This is a genomic window from Mogibacterium timidum ATCC 33093 (assembly GCF_000525775.1).
GTDB classification, from domain to species: domain Bacteria; phylum Bacillota; class Clostridia; order Peptostreptococcales; family Anaerovoracaceae; genus Mogibacterium; species Mogibacterium timidum.
Genome location: NZ_JALU01000014.1, coordinates 1 through 16,829 on the forward strand (window position 1 = coordinate 1; position 16,829 = coordinate 16,829).

The following is a 16,829-nucleotide window of genomic DNA, read 5'->3' on the forward strand; positions in this document are numbered from 1 at the left end:
TCGACTCTAGTGCGACACAAATATTATGGACGCTTAGCTCAGCTGGGAGAGCATCTGCCTTACAAGCAGAGGGTCATAGGTTCGAGCCCTATAGCGTCCACCATATTTTGGCCGGGTAGTTCAGTTGGTTAGAATGCCAGCCTGTCACGCTGGAGGTCGACGGTTCGAACCCGTTCCCGGTCGCCAATTTAGTAAATATGCTGATGTGGCTCAACGGTAGAGCAGCTGATTTGTAATCAGCAGGTTGGGGGTTCGATTCCCTCCATCAGCTCCAGTTTTCGAGGGATTCCCGAGTGGCCAAAGGGGGCGGACTGTAAATCCGTTAGCTGTGCTTTCGATGGTTCGAATCCATCTCCCTCGACCAATATATGTGCGGAAGTGGCTCAGGGGTAGAGCATCGCCTTGCCAAGGCGAGGGTCGCGAGTTCGAATCTCGTCTTCCGCTCCATTTTGCGGATGTAGTTCAATGGTAGAACTTCAGCCTTCCAAGCTGATAGCGTGAGTTCGATTCTCATCATCCGCTCCATTTTTTGCTTTTGCGGGTCCATAGCTCAGTTGGATAGAGCAACGGCCTTCTAAGCCGTGTGTCCGGGGTTCGAATCCCTGTGGGCTCACCATTTTTTTAGGAATTAATTTGGTTAAGTAGACGAACTAGAAGTCATGATTTTGGGGTATAGCCAAGTGGTTAAGGCAACGGACTTTGACTCCGTGATTTCGCAGGTTCGAGTCCCGCTACCCCAGCCATTGTGACCCATTAGCTCAGGTGGTAGAGCACTTGACTTTTAATCAAGGTGTCCGGAGTTCGAATCTCCGATGGGTCACCAAATTATTTGCAGCATCCGGAGAGGTGTCCGAGTGGTTTAAGGAGCTGGTCTTGAAAACCAGTGATTCTGAAAGGGACCGTGGGTTCGAATCCCACCCTCTCCGCCAAGGATCGTTTTGTCGTAGCTTTTGGAGAAGTACTCAAGAGGCTGAAGAGGACGGTTTGCTAAACCGTTAGGGTTCGTTATTAGGGCCGCATGGGTTCGAATCCCATCTTCTCCGCCATATTAATAAATATACCATAGGGGTATAGCTCAGTTGGTAGAGCAGTGGTCTCCAAAACCACGTGCCGAGGGTTCGAGTCCTTCTGCCCCTGCCAATGTTAACGGGGTGTAGCGCAGCTTGGTAGCGCAACTGGTTTGGGACCAGTGGGCCGCGGGTTCAAATCCTGCCACCCCGACCATTTTTGGGCCATTAGCTCAGTTGGTCAGAGCGTCCGGCTCATAACCGGCAGGTCCTGGGTTCAAGTCCCCGATGGCCCACCATTATTTATTTAGTTTAGATGCCCAGATAGCTCAGTTGGTAGAGCAAGGGACTGAAAATCCCTGTGTCCTTGGTTCGATTCCGAGTCTGGGCACCATTATTAAAGAAAGCTTTTCGGCTCCTTTTTGTTTTCTATAATATTCTATATATTGGCTTATTAATTTTAATTATATTTATATATTGTGTTTTTGTTATCTTTTATTAATTTTGCACTGCCATATTCATATTAAATATTGAAATCTCAACGGTTATAGCCTGCAATTTCTTTAAATGATATTCATAATTTGTTATCATATTTAAAAGTGGCGTGTCTGTTCGCGCAATTTTGTGTAATTTATCGATTTCGAATGAATATATTTATTAAGAAAGAGGAGCTAATGAATAACAGTTTAAGGAAAAAACTTAATTATTGTTTGGCGGTATTCATCTTTTCACTTATTATAGCTGCGTTTTGCTTCACTGACGTAGATGCTCAGTCTGTTCAGAATGCTACCGGATATGTCAATTCAAGCATCGGTGTCAACGTGAGGTCAGGCGCATCTACTTCAACAAGCAAAGTAATGGGGATCTCCAACAAAAGGAAAGTTACAATAACAGATGTTGTGTTTACGTCAAATTCTAATGGGGATGCTAAATATAGATGGTACCATATAAAATACGGAGGAAGGAGCGGCTACATCAGATCTGACTTTGTTAACAGGGTAGAATATTCCGCTGTTACAGGAAGAACTACCGCGGCTCTTAACAGCAGACTGGGTGCGGGTACCGGCTTCAAGCGGTCTACAACATTTGGAGCTAATGTTAATCTAACAGTGTTATTAAAGGCCAAGGCCAACAACTCCAATGTTAACTGGTACATGATTAAATATAACGGCGGGTATAATTTTGTGTGCGCTTCGTGGGTAAATATAACCGGCAGTATTTTTTCCGGCAATGAAGGCGGAACATCCAGCAATACCGGTACTACAACTCCACAGAATAAGCCCAGCATACAACCGACACCGGGGAATTCCCAGAACGGTCAGCCTTCCGATAATCAGACTGCACAGGGCGATTTTGAAAGCTCTATAGCTGCTTTTCCGGAGGATTATAAGGTTAAGTTGAGAGCGCTTCACGCTGCACATCCTAACTGGAAGTTCGTAGCGAAAAATACCGGCATAGATTGGAATACTGCGCTGGCTAAAGAGAGCAGAGATGGTGTTTCGCTCATTAATGGAGCATACCCTCTATCTTACAGAGATGTAAACTCATACAGCTTCAAAGCAAATAATCAAGCAAGACCTTTATACAATGCAGCTAAAGCGGGAGCAAGTACGATAGGTTCGGTTAATGCCAATACAGAGCTTGTGCTTCTCGATGAAGTATTCGCTGAGAATAAAGGTAGCGATGATGCGAAGTATGTACACGTAAAGACTGCGTCAGGGCAGATTGGATACATTCAGAACAGTGTTACTAATGAGAATTATTCAAATGAAGTATCCGGAACTGTGAAGGGTGGATACACTAATATAAGAAAAGGTGCCGGCACAGGCTATAGCAGAGTCGGAGGTGCTAATACCGGCAACAAAGTTTCCATTGTTTTGACAGCAAAGGCTGCTGACGGAGTAACCTGGTACAAGATTAAACATAACAACGGTTTCGCATATATTTGCGGCAATTTTGTTCAAGTTGATAACACAGCAGGTGGTACTCAGCCGGCACAGACACCTAAGGCATTGAATAATAACGGTTCTGTATATGGAACTGTAAAGCAGGAAGCAACCTATCGGATGGGACCATCAAATCTCTTCAAAGAAGTTGGAAAGATTGCAAATGGACAGGGCGTAACTATTATTTCTGTAGTTAAGAATGTTGATAATCAAAGCTGGTATAAGATTGCAGTTAGCGGCAAGGTATACTATGCTCCTGTTGATTCGATATCAGCAGCTGCTGATGTGAAATCCGACGATGCAAGCGTTAGTGGTAAGGTTCGCGATTATTTGAACTATAGGGCTTCGTATGATTTGTCCGGTGTGCCAGCAGGAACATTCTCCAAGAATACCGATGTAGTTGTTACGGGTGCAATCAGCTCTGCAAACTACACATGGTATAGACTTCAGTATAAGGGAAGAACCTATTATGCTGCATCTAATTGGATTACGCTTAGCGACCAGAAATATGAGGGGCGGGAAGCTGACGCACCTGCGCAGGAAAGTTCGACAAATGCTCAGCCTACTGTAGTCGGAATAGATTCGCTTCAGGGAACAGGTAAGTTCATAGCATCTGGAACATATATTCCTAAGGACGGATCAACATGGTTCAATGCTAACACTGAAGTTATCGGATACTACATGGATCCACGTAACTTTATAAACGAGAACAATATCTTCATGTTTGAAGATCTCTCATATCAACCATATCAATCCAATGCAGCGGTATCTAAGATCCTCTCGGGAACAGCACTTGAACGTAACGGATTCATGCCGGGTTGGTTCGTAAATGCTGGTCAGCAAAATGGTATGAGTCCAATCGCACTTGCAGCTCGTGCAAGACAGGAAACCGGAGGCGGCAGTATCGCAATAACCGGATATACGTACTTAGGCAAAACCTACTATAACCCATATAATATAGGAGCATATTCCGATGCTAATCCGGTGATGAGAGGTATGGAATATGCTAAAAGCCAGGGTTGGGATTCAAAGGAAAAGGCAGTTTTCGGCGGTGCTAAATTCATCGCCAACGGATACATCAAGAAGGGTCAGAATTCCGTATACTTCCAGAAGTTTAACGTTGCCAACGGCCCGAGCAGAGTAGGAACTCACCAGTATATGACTAATATTTCTGCCGGATATACTGAGTCGATTTCGACTAAGAACAGCTACAGCGCATATGGAATTACAAATGAATCTCTCGTATTTATAATTCCGGTGTTTAGCAATATGCCTGCGTCGACATCATTACCACACTAGTGATCGATGATTATTGGTTGAGCGTTTTACCCGATAGTCAATACGCTCTTCTTAAATTTAATAACAAGCCGAAACCGGGTAGCAATACTGATGTTGTTATCCGGTTTGATTCTGATTATTTGTTTTTTCTGCGAACTTTGCGCCTTGATATGTGTCTCTGGCGCGCAATCCGTTGTTAATTGAATTGAGGATTGTCCTTTTTTTATAGCTCCACTCTGGACTAACCAGCAGCATTCTCGGAACATCGCCAGTTAAGCGATGAATTGTTACATGAGGAGGAATGCGTTCTATCATACGAATAACTAAATCCACATATTCTTCAATGCTATTAAAAGATACGTAGTCAGGCATTTCCTGATATAGCGGGGAAGATCGAACGATATTCATCAGATGTAGTTTTATGCCAAATATCGAACTGCTGCAAACATAGTCAAGAGAACTCAACATATCATCTTGTGTTTCGCCAGGAAGGCCGAGGATGAGATGTACAACTGTCTTGATTCCTCTTTTTCTTAATTTGCAGACGGCTCTATCATAATCGGATAGCTGGTATCCAATATTCATCGAATCCAGTGTAGCATTATGAATTGACTGAAGTCCCAGTTCAACCCACATAAAGTGTTCTTTGTTAATCTCTGAGAGCAATTCCAGTACATCATCATCGAGACAGTCCGGTCTTGTTGCTATTGCGATTCCTTCGATTTCGGGATGCGATAGTGCCGCGTAAAACTTCTCTCTCAAAATATCTACCGGCGCATAAGTATTGGTGTGACTTTGGAAATAGGCCAGATATCCCACATTAGGCCACTTATTCTTGAGCAATTCTATCTGATCGCGTATATTTGATGCTAGTTCGCCAGAGCCTCCTGAAGAGCAGAACTTGCACCCACCATATCCGACAGAGCCGTCGCGATTGGGGCAGGTAAAACCGGCTTCGATGGAAAGCTTTACCATCTTCTTCCCGAAATGTTCCTTGAGATATGTGCCTATTGAGTAAATTCTATTTTCTTTAATCAATTTCAATTGAAGCTCCAAACTGGTTTATAAATAAGTTGTATTTATTACAATATGTCATTTTTACTAGAAAACAACAAGAGATTTCTGTATAATTAATAGATAATTTGCAAAAAGAGGTAAATCCGATGAAAGAAAAATGCGATACCTACGTGAGATTTTGCACTAATGAGCTTCAACCCAATAGGTCAACCGCTTACCTCAATGCGAAGCTGGCTGACAGAAAACCGAGCATTCTGTTGCATGCATGTTGCGGACCGTGTTCTACGACGTGCGTTGAACGCCTGGCCTTTGATTACAATGTAACCGTTTTTTATTATAATCCAAATATACTGGATCAGGAAGAATATCTTTTGCGCAAGGACAACCTGATTAAGTTTATTGATGCTTTTAACAAGGAGTATCGTGATATGACTCATGTAAATTATATCGAGGGAGATTACAAGGTTGAAGATTTCATAAAGGTTACAAAGTCGCTGTGCGACGAGCCTGAAGGTGGCAAGCGTTGTGATGTATGCTTTGAGCTTAGGCTTGCAGAAACGGGACGTAAGGCTAATGAGCTCGGAATGGACTATTTCGCGACAGCGATGGCCGTTAGTCCACATAAGGATTATGCGTCAATTCTGAAAATTGGACAATCCATCGGTGACGCCAAAAACGTCAAGTTCTTGGATATGGACTTTAAGAAAAAGAACGGTTTTGGCAGAAGCGTGGAATTATCCAAGAAATACGGTTTATATAGACAGAAATTCTGTGGTTGTGAATATGCTCGAGCTATGATGAAGAATCACGAATAGCCGGGATATATCCGTAACGCCGAATATGAATATAAGTTTAGATTTTTTATGGAAAGGTACTGAGATAAAATGGGCAAATTATTACTTCCGAAGGGTTATAAACCAATCATAGATCATGTTGAGACGCAGAGGGCAATCAAGAAGATTAAAGACTATTTTCAGCAGGAGCTGGCTTACGGTCTGCAGCTTCGGCGTGTTTCGGCGCCTCTCTTTGTGTTCCCGGAAACCGGCCTTAATGATAATCTTAACGGTTATGAACGCAGAGTAAACTTTACAGTTAAGGACATTGATGAAAAGGAAGTCGAGGTTGTGCAGTCACTTGCAAAGTGGAAGAGGATGGCACTTGCAAAGTATGAAGTTGCTCCCGGACACGGCATTTACACGGATATGAATGCCATCCGTAGAGATGAGGAGCTCGATAACATCCATTCCATCTATGTGGATCAATGGGACTGGGAAAAGGTTATCAGAGCTGATCAGCGCACCGAAGAGTACCTGGAGGAGACAGTCACAACTATCTACAATGCGATGAAAAATCTCGGTGACTACGTAAATCGTCTATATAGAGATATTCAGACAGAGCTTCCAAATGAAATAACTTTCATCACCACACAGGAGCTCGAGGACAGATACCCCGACAACACGCCCAAGGAACGTGAGAGATTTGCTGCGAAAGAATATGGTGCAGTATTTATTAAGAAGATTGGCGGAGTACTCGCGTCCGGACATAAGCATGATGGTAGGGCGCCCGACTATGATGATTGGGAGCTTAACGGTGATATCATCGTTTGGAACGATGTGCTCGATGACGCTCTGGAGTTATCATCCATGGGTATACGTGTTGATAAAGAGGCTATGGAGTACCAGTGTAAAATAGACGGCAAGGAAGACAGACTTAAGCAGTCCTTTCATCAGAGTGTGTTGAATGGCAACGTACCGCTATCTATTGGCGGAGGAATCGGACAGAGCAGAATTTGTATGTTTTTCCTTCAGAAAGCACATATCGGAGAAGTTCAGGCTTCTGTATGGCCGGAGGACATGATTGAGGCCTGTGCAAATGACAATGTTTTTTTGCTGTAAGATGTTCCGATAGATAGCTAATAAAATATCAGAGAAAGGATTCGTGTTCATGAGATATATCGATGTCGTTATTGATAATAAAAGTGAATATACGGATTCTTTTTTTACTTATAAGGCTCAAGATGATATCGCGGTAGGCGACAAGGTTTATGTTCCTTTTGCAAATCGCACAAAGAGCTCCGAAGGTTATGTTGTCAAAATTGACACGCTCCCCAAGCTTGACGAGAATAAAATAAAGGCTGTTTCCAGCGTCGACAGAGATCGTTCTTTAACATCTGAAATCATTGATACTGCAATATGGATGAGATCGAGATACGGAGTCAAGTATATCGATGCAATCAAAATGTTTGTTGTTGGCGGAAAGCGGATTCCGGATACATCGCAGGATGCAGATAATGAGGATACTGAATATCGAGAGTCGCCGCTTAAACTGTCTCAGGAGCAGCAGGCTGCTTTGACACAGATCTGCAGCTCTATTGATAACGCAGCCGGCAAGACTTTCCTTATTCATGGCGTTACGAATTCGGGCAAGACAGAGGTATATATGCGTGCAGTTCAACGTTCTCTGGAAAAGGGAAAAACGGCCATAGTTCTTGTTCCGGAAATCGCACTGGCATCGCAGATTGCGGAGAGGTTTGCAAAAAGATTCGGAAAAGATAATATCGCCATCATGCACAGCAGGCTCAAGACAAGCGAACGCCTTGTAGAATGGATTCGAATCAGGACCGGGAAGGCAAAAGTAGTCATCGGAGCCAGGACTGCGATTTTTGCACCGGTATCAGATATCGGGGTAATTGTCATAGATGAAGAGCATGAAGCTACATACAAATCTGACTACAATCCCAAATTTGAGACTGTTGATGTCGCTTTCAAGAGAGCCGGCCAGCACGGTGCAACTCTGGTTCTAGGAAGCGCAACACCAAGCATAGTTTCGTATAATAGAGCAAAGTCTGGCATTTATCAGTTAATCGAGATGAAGAATAGAATCGGCTCCAGTATCATGCCGGAGGTTCAAGTCGTCGATATGCGAGAAGAGCTGAGAGCAGGTAATTCCGGAGTGATAAGCAGAGCGCTTTTATCATCGATGGATGAAACGCTTGCAAGTAATGAGCAGGTAATTTTGTTTCTAAACCGTAGAGGCTTTTCTACACAAATCATGTGTCCGGATTGCGGTTACACAATGACTTGTCCCGACTGCGATATAACGCTCACATATCATAAAAAAGAAAATGCAGCTATCTGTCATTATTGCGGCCGCAAATTTAAGGTGTCTGCTAAATGCCCTGACTGCGGAAACGAACATATGGCGTATGTCGGAACCGGTACTGAAAGGCTGGAAGAAACGATTGCCGAACTGATTCCTTCAGCTAAGGTTGAACGCTTTGATCTTGATACAGCAAAAAATAAGCGCGAGATCGAAGCTCTGCTCAAGAGGTTTAGAAATAAAAAGACAAACGTGCTTGTGGGAACACAAATTCTGGCAAAGGGTCTTGATTTTAGAAATGTAGGCTTAGTTGGAATAGTACTTGCCGACTCATCATTAAATATCCCCGACTACAGGTCTCCGGAACGCACATTTCAGCTCATCACTCAAGTTTCAGGTCGAGCCGGCAGAGCTAGTGGCGACAGTAAAGTTGTACTTCAAACTTATCAGCCGGATGATGATACGATAAAGAAAGCAGCGACCGGTGATTACGACGGATTCTATGAATCTGAGTTGCTTCACAGAGAGCGCATGAATTATCCGCCTTTTTCTGATATTATATCTATTACTTTTGTAGATAAGAAAGAGCTTAAAAATGGTGTTAGCTCAACGCTCGAACACGCAGCTGATTTTAGGAAATACCTGTTATCGATGAAGAATTTACCGACCTCCACAACAATCTATGAGCCGAAGTTTGACCTACAACGGGGTGGAGCAGAACGCAATAGAGTGTATTTTTTTATAAAGGCACCTAAGGGCAGCAGGAAAGGCTTTGTAAATGCGTACATGATGTACCGAGATATGATGATAAAACATAAGAGTACTTGTCATATTGAAATGGATATCAATCCTTATGGTATAATATAGGGCGTAGATAGAAAGGAAGTACCATGGCACTTAGAAAGATTGTAATCAGGGGTGATGAAATCCTCACTAAGCAGTGCAAGCCCGTGAAAAATATTACTGACAGAATAAAGATTCTCTGCGAGGATATGATCGAAACAATGGTTGATGCTGACGGCGTAGGCCTTGCAGCTCCACAGGTCGGAGTTATGAAAAGGATTTTCGTCTGCAGACCGGAGCTCGAGGATTTTGCGAAGATCTACGTGATGATTAACCCTGAAATTTTGGAGAAGGATGGTGAGCAGGATTCTGCAGAAGGATGCCTCAGTGTGCCCGGTTATATAGGAATGCTAAAGAGACCTGAGAGAGTTAAGCTGAGAGCTATGAATCTCGATGGAGCTACTAATGAGTATGAATTCAGCGGTTTTGCGGCAACTTGCATTATGCATGAAAACGATCATCTAAATGGTGTTGTATATCCGGATATCGCAGAGGAAGTGTACACAACGGAGCAGTACAATGAGATGATGGCTGAGATCGCTGAAGAGAGCGAGAATAAAAATAAAGAAAAGGAAGACAAGTAGATGCACATTGTTTACATGGGAACTCCTCAATTTGCCGTGCCGACATTGCAAAAGCTGATTGCTGAAGGACACGAGATTGATCTGGTTGTAACTCAACCGGATCGCAGAGGTAATAGAGGCAAGGTAATATACTCTCCGGTTAAGGCGTGTGCGCTGGTGCACGGCATAGATGTTGCACAGCCATTTAGCATCAAGAATGATCCCGAGTTTGTAGACCTGCTCAAGCAGATTAATCCTGAGCTGATTGTCGTAGCAGCATTTGGTCAAATCCTTCCTCAGTCGGTGCTGGATATTCCGATACATGGATGTATCAATGTACACGGCTCGTTGTTACCGGAATATAGAGGTGCAGCGCCTATGCAATATGCTATTCTTGATGGCAAGACTGAAACGGGTGTGACAATTATGAAGATGGAAGCAAGTCTCGATACCGGAGATATGATCAGTTCTGCCAAAACTGAGATTGATCGCAAGGATATCGTCGAATTGTCTGAAGAGCTGGCGGAGCTTGGTGCCAACCTTGCAGCAGAAGCTGTCAAGCAGATAGAGCGGGGTCAAGAAACCTACACAAAACAAGACGATTCCCTGTCATCATACGCTCACATGATTAGCAAAGAAGATGGTTATACTGATTTTAATGCTTCGGCAGTATCAATAGATAACAAGATCCGTGCGTTCAAGGCTTGGCCAGGAACCTATACAACTGTAGGCGATAAGATGTTAAAAATATTCGAGGCCGTTCCAACAAAGGATGTAGATGACGAGGCTCCTTATGGTACGGTTATAGAAGTAGACAGAGATTCGTTTGTTGTCAGATGTGCTGATGGCGCGCTGAAAATATACGAAGTTCAGCTACAAGGAAAGAAGAGAATGCCGGTTGCTGATTTCATACGGGGTTTCAGTCTGGATGTAGGTATGCGCCTGGGGATGCGCTTATAGACTGTAAATTGGAGGTAGTTTGAATATGTATATGTTTAATGGATATTATTCATCGTTGATCGTGCTAATTCCGGCAATGATATACACGATGATTGTTCAGGCACGAATTCATAATGCTTTTTCAACTTATATTAAAATTGAAAACAGCAAAGGAATATCCGGAGCTGAAGCCGCTAGATGTATGCTAGATGCAAACGGATTGCAGCATGTACAAATAAACATATTAGAAGGCAGTGCGCTTGAGAATTTCTACGATCCGCGCAGCAATACTGTAAATCTCAGTGCTGAGATCTACAATCAAGCTTCCGTTGCTTCAATATGTATTGCATGCCACGAAGTTGGACATGCAGTGCAGCATTCAGTCGGATATGCCCCTGTCAAGATGAGGAATGCCTTAGTACCGGTCATGAATTTGGCACAGAACACCTCGTGGCCGCTGATTTTATTGGGTCTGCTTTTATCTGCTACAAGCAACTATGGTTCCTTGATGTTTAATATCGGGGTGCTATGTTTTGTAATTGTGGTGATCTTTCATCTGATTACGCTGCCGGTTGAGTTTAATGCGAGCAGCCGAGCGCTCAAGCAGATGAAGGAACTCAATCTTGTCGATAACGCAGACTATAGGGGCAGCAAGAAAGTTCTCCATGCTGCTGCTATGACATATGTTGCAGCCCTGGCAACTGCAGCTGCTGCGCTCATAAGAGTACTGCTGATCAGAGGAAGCAGAGACTAATGAGTACGAATTGGAAGGCTGCGTATACAGCATTGTACAAAGTATACGCAGAAGATGCATATTCAAATTTGGCAATTAACGAAGCTCTCAGGGATAGTGATGTATCCTCGCAGGGCTTCGTTCGCGTTATGACCAAAGGAGTAATTCGCGATACTATCCTGATAGATGCCAATATAAACAGGTTTGCTGATAACGGAATAAAAAGTATTAAAAAAAAGCCCTTAATCATTCTACGTATGGGATTCTTTGCGATCGCCCGGATGAATTCCGTACCTCCGTACGCAGCGGTAAATGAAGCCGTGTCTCTAGCCGGGAAAATGACGCCGGGGGAGAAGGGATTTATCAACGCAGTGCTCCGAGCATTTGTCAGGGACGGCGGAAATTTAGTAATTTCAAGTACTGATGATAAGCTTAAAGAGATATCGTACAGGTATTCGTTTCCGTATCACCTGGTCAGATTTCTCAGCAAGCAGTATGGCAGCGCTGATATCGAAAAAATTATAAAAGGACTCTATGATATACCTGAACTGAATATTCGCCGGAATTCTAACGCTTGCGGTAGAGTCGATTTACTGAAGCGCTTGCATGATAGAGGAATAGTTGCATTCGTAAATGAGCTTACTCAAAATGGAATCATCGTTGAAGACGGCCAAGTTGTAAGTACGCCGGAATATATGAGAGGGATGTTTTCAATACAAAGCACTTCATCTCTTCGCAGCATCGAATCATTCAATCCTGAGCCGGGGGATAAGGTGCTGGATCTGTGTGCTGCTCCAGGCGGAAAGACGGCTGCAATGGCCGAAATGATGAATGATGAAGGGGTAATTATTGCAACGGATATTCATGAGCATAGAATACGGCTGATCAATGATACAGCTGCTCGTCTAGGGCTAGGCTGTATTGATGCCGAGGTGGCGGATGCTGCTGTGTACAGAAGCGATTTTGACGAATACTTCGACAAAGTGCTAGCCGACGTACCATGTTCAGGACTCGGAGTAATCGCCGGTAAGCCGGAACTAAAACTGAGGGTAGATTTGGATGAGCTTCCTGAATTATACAAGCTGCAGTATCAGATCTTGGAAAACGCTTATAGATACCTTAAGCCGGGAGGCACACTTATGTATTCGACTTGTACAATCAATAAGAAGGAAAATGAACAGATTGTCGCAAAGCTGTGTGATTCCTTTGAAAAGGCACGGGTTATTGAATACAATTCAATTTTACCGTATAATAAGCAAGTAGGATTTTACTATTGTAAGATTCGGAAATAGTATCGTTTATAATATATAATTTACTCAGGTGGTAAGACTTTAATGAGAGTAGGATATTTAACAGATATGGGCATGAAGCGGCCCAAAAATGAGGATGCTGTAAAGGTACTTAGAGACAGCAATTTTTTTATGTTAGCAGACGGAGTAGGCGGTAATAAGTCCGGGGAGATTGCAAGTACTGCAGTGCTGGATTTCATGGCGGACTACGTGTATAACAACCCTATCGAGCTGGTCGAAGGCAGCGAGGCTATCTTTGTCTATTTCGAGAACGCCGTTAATTTTGTTAACGAGAGCATTTTGCAGCTTTCAAGCACTAGGCCGGAGTATGCAGGGATGGCGACAACGCTTGTATTTGCCTATGTAGATCACAAGATCCTGTATGTCGGCAATGTTGGCGATAGCCGCGTTTACTTCCTGCACAAGGATGAGGTTCATCAGATCACAGATGATCATACCTATGTAAATGATCTCGTCAAGATGGGAGCAATTACGCGCAGGGAAGCCGATAATCACTATAAGAAAAACGTGATCACTAGAGCAATTGGTGCCAACGCATATAACAACCCTGACTGCTTCAACATATACATGGAGCCGGACGATAGAGTATTGCTCTGCAGTGACGGGCTGTATGAGGAAGTCTCTGATAAGGAAATCCTTGAGATTTTTGAAGAGAGCGATGATATGCAGGACTGCGCTGAACGCCTGGTTGAACGCGCTAATCTAAATGGTGGAAACGATAATATTTCAGTAATTTGCATCGATATGTTGGAGGAATCAGATGAGTAGTAGACTTCTATCTGGCCGTTATGAACTCCTAGAGAAAATCGGTGATGGTGGTATGGCAGTCGTATACAAAGGCAAGGACAGACTGCTGAATCGCTTTATCGCAATCAAGATATTGAGGCCGGAGTTCACAAAGGATGCTTCGTTCGTTGAGAATTTCAAACGCGAGTCGCAGGCCGCCGCCGGACTTTCTCATCCCAACATCGTAAGTGTGTATGATGTCGGCAAGGAAGGAAATATCAACTATATTGTAATGGAGCTGGTTGAGGGGAAAAATCTAAGCACTATTATCGCTGAAGAAGCACCGCTCGACTACCGCAGAGTAATCGACCTGACTAAACAGGTTGCATCAGCTCTTAGAATCGCGCATAAGAATAAGATTATTCATAGAGATGTCAAGCCTCATAATATCATGGTCACTTCCGATGGTGTTGCCAAGCTGGCAGATTTTGGTATTGCCAAGGCTGTTAACGATGCAACTCTTTCAACTAACAGTAAGGTTATCGGATCAGTCCACTACTTCTCGCCTGAACAGGCAAGAGGTAACTACGTAGATGAGCGTTCCGATATCTATTCGCTTGGTATTGTTATGTATGAGATGCTAACCGGGAGAGTTCCGTTTGATGGAGATAATCCTGTGTCCATTGCGCTTAAGCATATCAACGAAGAGATTGTACCTCCACATGAATATGTAGACGGAATTCCACCTGCGCTTGAACGAGCAGTACTCAAAGCTACGAACAAGTTCCAGACCAATAGATTCAACAGCGCTGATGAGCTTATCGAAGAGCTCGACAATATAGAATTTGTTACAAAGGTTGTCGGGAATTCAATATTTGCCGAGGCCTCTAACGAGGTTGCACGCAAACGTTCAGATTTGGAGGACCCATCCGAGGATGAGGAGCTGCTGTCAAATCGCAAAGGCAAAAAGGCCAAGAAGAATAAGAAGCAGGGCAATAGCAGTCGCAAGAAGAAAATTATAAGAATTGCACTTGCCTTAGCTGCGATTTTGTTAATTGCTCTCGGTGTTGCTTTTGCAACGGGAAAATTCTCAGGAAAAGCGAAGGTGCCGGATCTTTCCGATATGACATACAAGGAAGCAAAAAAGGCAGCTGATGATGCCGGCTTCAAAATTGAAAAGGGGAAAGCTGTTTATTCGTCAGAGATTTCTGAGGGTCATGTAGTTGAACAGAATCCCGCAGGAGGCGAAGAAGCCAAGAAAGGCTCGACGATCAAGGTCAATTTAAGCAAGGGCTCAAAGGATGGAACTGTTCCTAATCTAGTAGGCCAGAATTATAAGAAGGTCGAAAAGGATCTCAAGAAAGCAGGATATAAGCTTGGTATAGTTAAGTCAGAGACATCGACTAAGCCTGAGGGAACTATCTTGAGTCAGGATCCCGCCGCCGGCAGCAATGCTGATAAGGGAACGAAGATTAACATAACAATAAGCGACGGAAAAGGTAAAGACAAGGGAACTGTTCCTTCTGTTACCGGTAAGTCGCTGGAAGAGGCAAAAGCCGCTATAAGGAATGCCGGATTTAGCGTTGGAAATATCACGTATGATGAAAGCAATGTTTATGGAAACGGCTATGTTATGTGGCAGCAGTATGCCGCTAACACTTCGCTTGAAAAAGGGCAAACTATAGATATCGAGGTCAGCAAGGGAGCTCCTTCATCAGGCGGAGGATCCTCCGGCAGCTCCGGCGGAAGCAGCGGTACAAAGTTATAGTATGCTGGGAAGAGTTGTTAAGGGAATTGGCGGTTTTTACTATGTAGATGATGGTCAAAGCGTGATAATAGGAAATGCGCGAAAAAATCTCAAGAGAGGAAAGAACATCATTTACGTCGGAGATATTGTCGAGTTTGAGCTTAGAAATGAAGATGGTGATTGTATTATCAACAAGGTGCGCGAAAGGAAAAATTTTCTTTCGCGCCCACCTGTTTCTAATCTGGACAAGCTGGTGGTAGTTTTCGCAGCTGCGTCGCCCAATCCTAATACCTTTATAATCGATAAGTTCACGGCAGCTATTCTGTACAATAAAATCGACGTTATAATCTGTATCACCAAGCCGGATCTCGTTTCTAATGATGAATTGAATAAGCTTGTCTCGACATATGATAGGGCTTTTCGGGTCGTTACAGTAAACGGAAAGACAGGAGAGGGAATACAGGAGCTGTACAAAATTATCAAAGGTAATAACGTTGCGCTTGCAGGTCCTTCAGGAGTCGGTAAATCAACCGTTATGAATTATCTGACTGGTAGAAATGATATTGAGACAGGAGCAATCAGCGACAAGACATCCAGAGGTCGTCATACTACGAGGCACGTGGAAATATTCAACATGGACGCTGAAACTCATTTCTATGATACGCCGGGCTTCACTTCGCTTGATATGCCCAGGATTGACAAGTATAGCGTCAGGGAGTATTTTCCGGAGATTAGAGAATACAAGGGGTACTGCAAATATCTAGATTGTATTCACGTGCAAGAACCTGAATGTGCCGTCAAGGAGGCGGTTACAGAGGGTAAAATAGCTAAGAGCAGATACGAATCTTATCTTGCGATTTTAGAAGAGGTAAAGAGATGGCAAAAATAGCACCTTCGATATTGGCCGCAGATTTTGCGAAGCTTGGCGCAGAGGTTGAGGATATCTGCAGGAGCGGATGTGACTATATTCATGTTGACGTGATGGATGGTGCGTTTGTACCAAATATAAGCTTTGGAAGTGCTGTTATGAAGAGTCTCAACGGATACGCAACTGTACCGTATGATGTTCATCTGATGATCGAAAATCCGGATCGGTATTTAGAGGATTTTGTAACTGATAACACTGAGTTCATCACAGTGCATTACGAAGCATGTTACCATATATGCAGGACGATTTCACATATCAAGGAGCAAGGGCTGAAGGCCGGCGTATCTATTAATCCCGGAACTCCGGTTTCTGCATTGGAAGCAGTTCTCCCACATGTTGACTTGGTTCTGGTTATGGCTGTAAATCCCGGATTTGGAGGTCAGACCTTTATTCCTGAAACTGTGGCAAAGGTTGCCAAGCTCAAGGATATCAGATCTTCAAAAACTTATGACTTCACCATAGAAGTTGACGGAGGAGTATGTGACAGAAATTCGTCCAAACTAATAGCCAATGGTGCAGACATTCTTGTTGCCGGTTCAGCAGTATTTAAACAAAAGGATAGAGCTCAGGCAATTATGAACCTGAGAAAGATTGATGCATAAAGCCAATGCCCGGCCTTCTAGCTTCTTAGAATGGCCAGGCAATTTTTCATATCTTCAGGAAGTGAGGCTTATAGGACAAAAAACGTGTTTT

General features: G+C 43.6%; 13 protein-coding genes and 15 tRNA genes. 27 read left to right on the top strand and 1 reads right to left on the bottom strand.

Going from position 1 to position 16,829, the window contains the following annotated elements; all coding sequences use genetic code 11:
- Window positions 1-27 precede the first annotated feature (27 nt).
- The 16 genes from HMPREF0581_RS03120 (at window position 28) to HMPREF0581_RS03195 (ending at window position 4,252) form a co-directional block, all read left to right on the top strand.
- Window positions 28-103 (top strand) — tRNA-Val (locus HMPREF0581_RS03120).
- Between the two features lie 6 nt (window positions 104-109).
- Window positions 110-186, top strand: a tRNA-Asp gene (locus HMPREF0581_RS03125).
- A gap of 13 nt (window positions 187-199) precedes the next feature.
- Window positions 200-274 (top strand) — tRNA-Thr (locus tag HMPREF0581_RS03130).
- 5 nt (window positions 275-279) lie between these two features.
- Window positions 280-364: transfer RNA gene (locus HMPREF0581_RS03135), tRNA-Tyr, on the top strand.
- 8 nt (window positions 365-372) lie between these two features.
- Window positions 373-447, top strand: a tRNA-Gly gene (locus HMPREF0581_RS03140).
- A gap of 4 nt (window positions 448-451) precedes the next feature.
- A tRNA-Gly gene (locus tag HMPREF0581_RS03145) sits at window positions 452-525 on the top strand.
- A gap of 14 nt (window positions 526-539) precedes the next feature.
- Window positions 540-616, top strand: a tRNA-Arg gene (locus HMPREF0581_RS03150).
- Between the two features lie 50 nt (window positions 617-666).
- Window positions 667-743, top strand: a tRNA-Gln gene (locus tag HMPREF0581_RS03155).
- A gap of 4 nt (window positions 744-747) precedes the next feature.
- Window positions 748-823: transfer RNA gene (locus tag HMPREF0581_RS03160), tRNA-Lys, on the top strand.
- 17 nt (window positions 824-840) lie between these two features.
- Window positions 841-929, top strand: a tRNA-Ser gene (locus tag HMPREF0581_RS03165).
- Between the two features lie 23 nt (window positions 930-952).
- A tRNA-Ser gene (locus tag HMPREF0581_RS03170) sits at window positions 953-1,046 on the top strand.
- A gap of 18 nt (window positions 1,047-1,064) precedes the next feature.
- Window positions 1,065-1,140: transfer RNA gene (locus tag HMPREF0581_RS03175), tRNA-Trp, on the top strand.
- A 7-nt stretch (window positions 1,141-1,147) separates the two neighbouring features.
- Window positions 1,148-1,224, top strand: a tRNA-Pro gene (locus HMPREF0581_RS03180).
- Between the two features lie 5 nt (window positions 1,225-1,229).
- A tRNA-Ile gene (locus tag HMPREF0581_RS03185) sits at window positions 1,230-1,306 on the top strand.
- Between the two features lie 19 nt (window positions 1,307-1,325).
- A tRNA-Phe gene (locus HMPREF0581_RS03190) sits at window positions 1,326-1,401 on the top strand.
- A gap of 280 nt (window positions 1,402-1,681) precedes the next feature.
- Window positions 1,682-4,252, top strand: coding sequence for an SH3 domain-containing protein (locus tag HMPREF0581_RS03195; RefSeq protein WP_036380432.1), 2,571 nt, complete (start codon window positions 1,682-1,684; stop codon window positions 4,250-4,252).
- 96 nt (window positions 4,253-4,348) lie between these two features.
- On the opposite strand, the gene HMPREF0581_RS03200 is transcribed toward HMPREF0581_RS03195, so the two are convergent.
- Window positions 4,349-5,275: a TIGR01212 family radical SAM protein gene (locus HMPREF0581_RS03200; RefSeq protein WP_036380434.1), complete on the bottom strand. Its 927-nt coding sequence runs from the start codon at window positions 5,273-5,275 to the stop codon at window positions 4,349-4,351.
- Between the two features lie 119 nt (window positions 5,276-5,394).
- Here HMPREF0581_RS03200 and HMPREF0581_RS03205 point away from each other — a divergent pair, with 119 nt between their 5' ends.
- From HMPREF0581_RS03205 to rpe, 11 genes are all read left to right on the top strand, one after another.
- Window positions 5,395-6,063 carry an epoxyqueuosine reductase QueH gene (locus tag HMPREF0581_RS03205; protein WP_036380436.1) on the top strand — a complete coding sequence of 223 codons (669 nt, stop codon included), beginning with the start codon at window positions 5,395-5,397 and terminating at the stop codon, window positions 6,061-6,063.
- Between the two features lie 69 nt (window positions 6,064-6,132).
- A complete protein-coding gene (gene asnA / locus HMPREF0581_RS03210) occupies window positions 6,133-7,143 on the top strand; it encodes an aspartate--ammonia ligase (RefSeq protein ID WP_036380438.1) in 1,011 nt (336 codons plus the stop codon).
- Between the two features lie 49 nt (window positions 7,144-7,192).
- Window positions 7,193-9,214, top strand: coding sequence for a replication restart helicase PriA (priA, locus tag HMPREF0581_RS03215; protein ID WP_051426910.1), 2,022 nt, complete (start codon window positions 7,193-7,195; stop codon window positions 9,212-9,214).
- Between the two features lie 23 nt (window positions 9,215-9,237).
- The gene (gene def, locus HMPREF0581_RS03220; protein WP_036380440.1) at window positions 9,238-9,774 is read left to right on the top strand and encodes a peptide deformylase; all 537 of its coding nucleotides are present in this window, start codon (window positions 9,238-9,240) and stop codon (window positions 9,772-9,774) included.
- Window positions 9,775-10,713, top strand: coding sequence for a methionyl-tRNA formyltransferase (fmt, locus tag HMPREF0581_RS03225; protein WP_036380442.1), 939 nt, complete (start codon window positions 9,775-9,777; stop codon window positions 10,711-10,713).
- Window positions 10,714-10,738: 25 nt separating this feature from the next.
- Complete coding sequence (locus HMPREF0581_RS03230; protein WP_036380444.1) at window positions 10,739-11,446, top strand: zinc metallopeptidase; 708 nt, start codon at window positions 10,739-10,741, stop codon at window positions 11,444-11,446.
- Window positions 11,446-12,717 (top strand): 16S rRNA (cytosine(967)-C(5))-methyltransferase RsmB, encoded by a 1,272-nt coding sequence (gene rsmB / locus HMPREF0581_RS03235; RefSeq protein ID WP_036380446.1) that lies wholly within the window; start codon window positions 11,446-11,448, stop codon window positions 12,715-12,717. The genes HMPREF0581_RS03230 and rsmB overlap by 1 nt, the downstream gene beginning before the upstream one ends.
- Before the next feature lie 42 nt (window positions 12,718-12,759).
- Entirely contained in the window at window positions 12,760-13,503 is a 744-nt protein-coding gene (locus tag HMPREF0581_RS03240) for a Stp1/IreP family PP2C-type Ser/Thr phosphatase (RefSeq protein ID WP_009644782.1), read from the top strand.
- A complete protein-coding gene (gene pknB, locus HMPREF0581_RS03245; protein ID WP_050992659.1) occupies window positions 13,496-15,229 on the top strand; it encodes a Stk1 family PASTA domain-containing Ser/Thr kinase in 1,734 nt (577 codons plus the stop codon). The genes HMPREF0581_RS03240 and pknB overlap by 8 nt, the downstream gene beginning before the upstream one ends.
- Before the next feature lies 1 nt (window position 15,230).
- A complete protein-coding gene (gene rsgA / locus HMPREF0581_RS03250) occupies window positions 15,231-16,097 on the top strand; it encodes a ribosome small subunit-dependent GTPase A (RefSeq protein WP_009644843.1) in 867 nt (288 codons plus the stop codon).
- Window positions 16,085-16,738 carry a ribulose-phosphate 3-epimerase gene (rpe, locus tag HMPREF0581_RS03255; RefSeq protein ID WP_009644685.1) on the top strand — a complete coding sequence of 218 codons (654 nt, stop codon included), beginning with the start codon at window positions 16,085-16,087 and terminating at the stop codon, window positions 16,736-16,738. The genes rsgA and rpe overlap by 13 nt, the downstream gene beginning before the upstream one ends.
- Window positions 16,739-16,829: the final 91 nt, after the last annotated feature.

Coding starts and splice junctions, on each gene's coding strand:
- HMPREF0581_RS03195 (WP_036380432.1), top strand. CDS start 1,682: ATGAATAACAGTTTAAGGAAAAAACTTAATTATTGTTTGGCGGTATTC.
- HMPREF0581_RS03205 (WP_036380436.1), top strand. CDS start 5,395: ATGAAAGAAAAATGCGATACCTACGTGAGATTTTGCACTAATGAGCTT.
- asnA (WP_036380438.1), top strand. CDS start 6,133: ATGGGCAAATTATTACTTCCGAAGGGTTATAAACCAATCATAGATCAT.
- priA (WP_051426910.1), top strand. CDS start 7,193: ATGAGATATATCGATGTCGTTATTGATAATAAAAGTGAATATACGGAT.
- def (WP_036380440.1), top strand. CDS start 9,238: ATGGCACTTAGAAAGATTGTAATCAGGGGTGATGAAATCCTCACTAAG.
- fmt (WP_036380442.1), top strand. CDS start 9,775: ATGCACATTGTTTACATGGGAACTCCTCAATTTGCCGTGCCGACATTG.
- HMPREF0581_RS03230 (WP_036380444.1), top strand. CDS start 10,739: ATGTATATGTTTAATGGATATTATTCATCGTTGATCGTGCTAATTCCG.
- rsmB (WP_036380446.1), top strand. CDS start 11,446: ATGAGTACGAATTGGAAGGCTGCGTATACAGCATTGTACAAAGTATAC.
- HMPREF0581_RS03240 (WP_009644782.1), top strand. CDS start 12,760: ATGAGAGTAGGATATTTAACAGATATGGGCATGAAGCGGCCCAAAAAT.
- pknB (WP_050992659.1), top strand. CDS start 13,496: ATGAGTAGTAGACTTCTATCTGGCCGTTATGAACTCCTAGAGAAAATC.
- rsgA (WP_009644843.1), top strand. CDS start 15,231: ATGCTGGGAAGAGTTGTTAAGGGAATTGGCGGTTTTTACTATGTAGAT.
- rpe (WP_009644685.1), top strand. CDS start 16,085: ATGGCAAAAATAGCACCTTCGATATTGGCCGCAGATTTTGCGAAGCTT.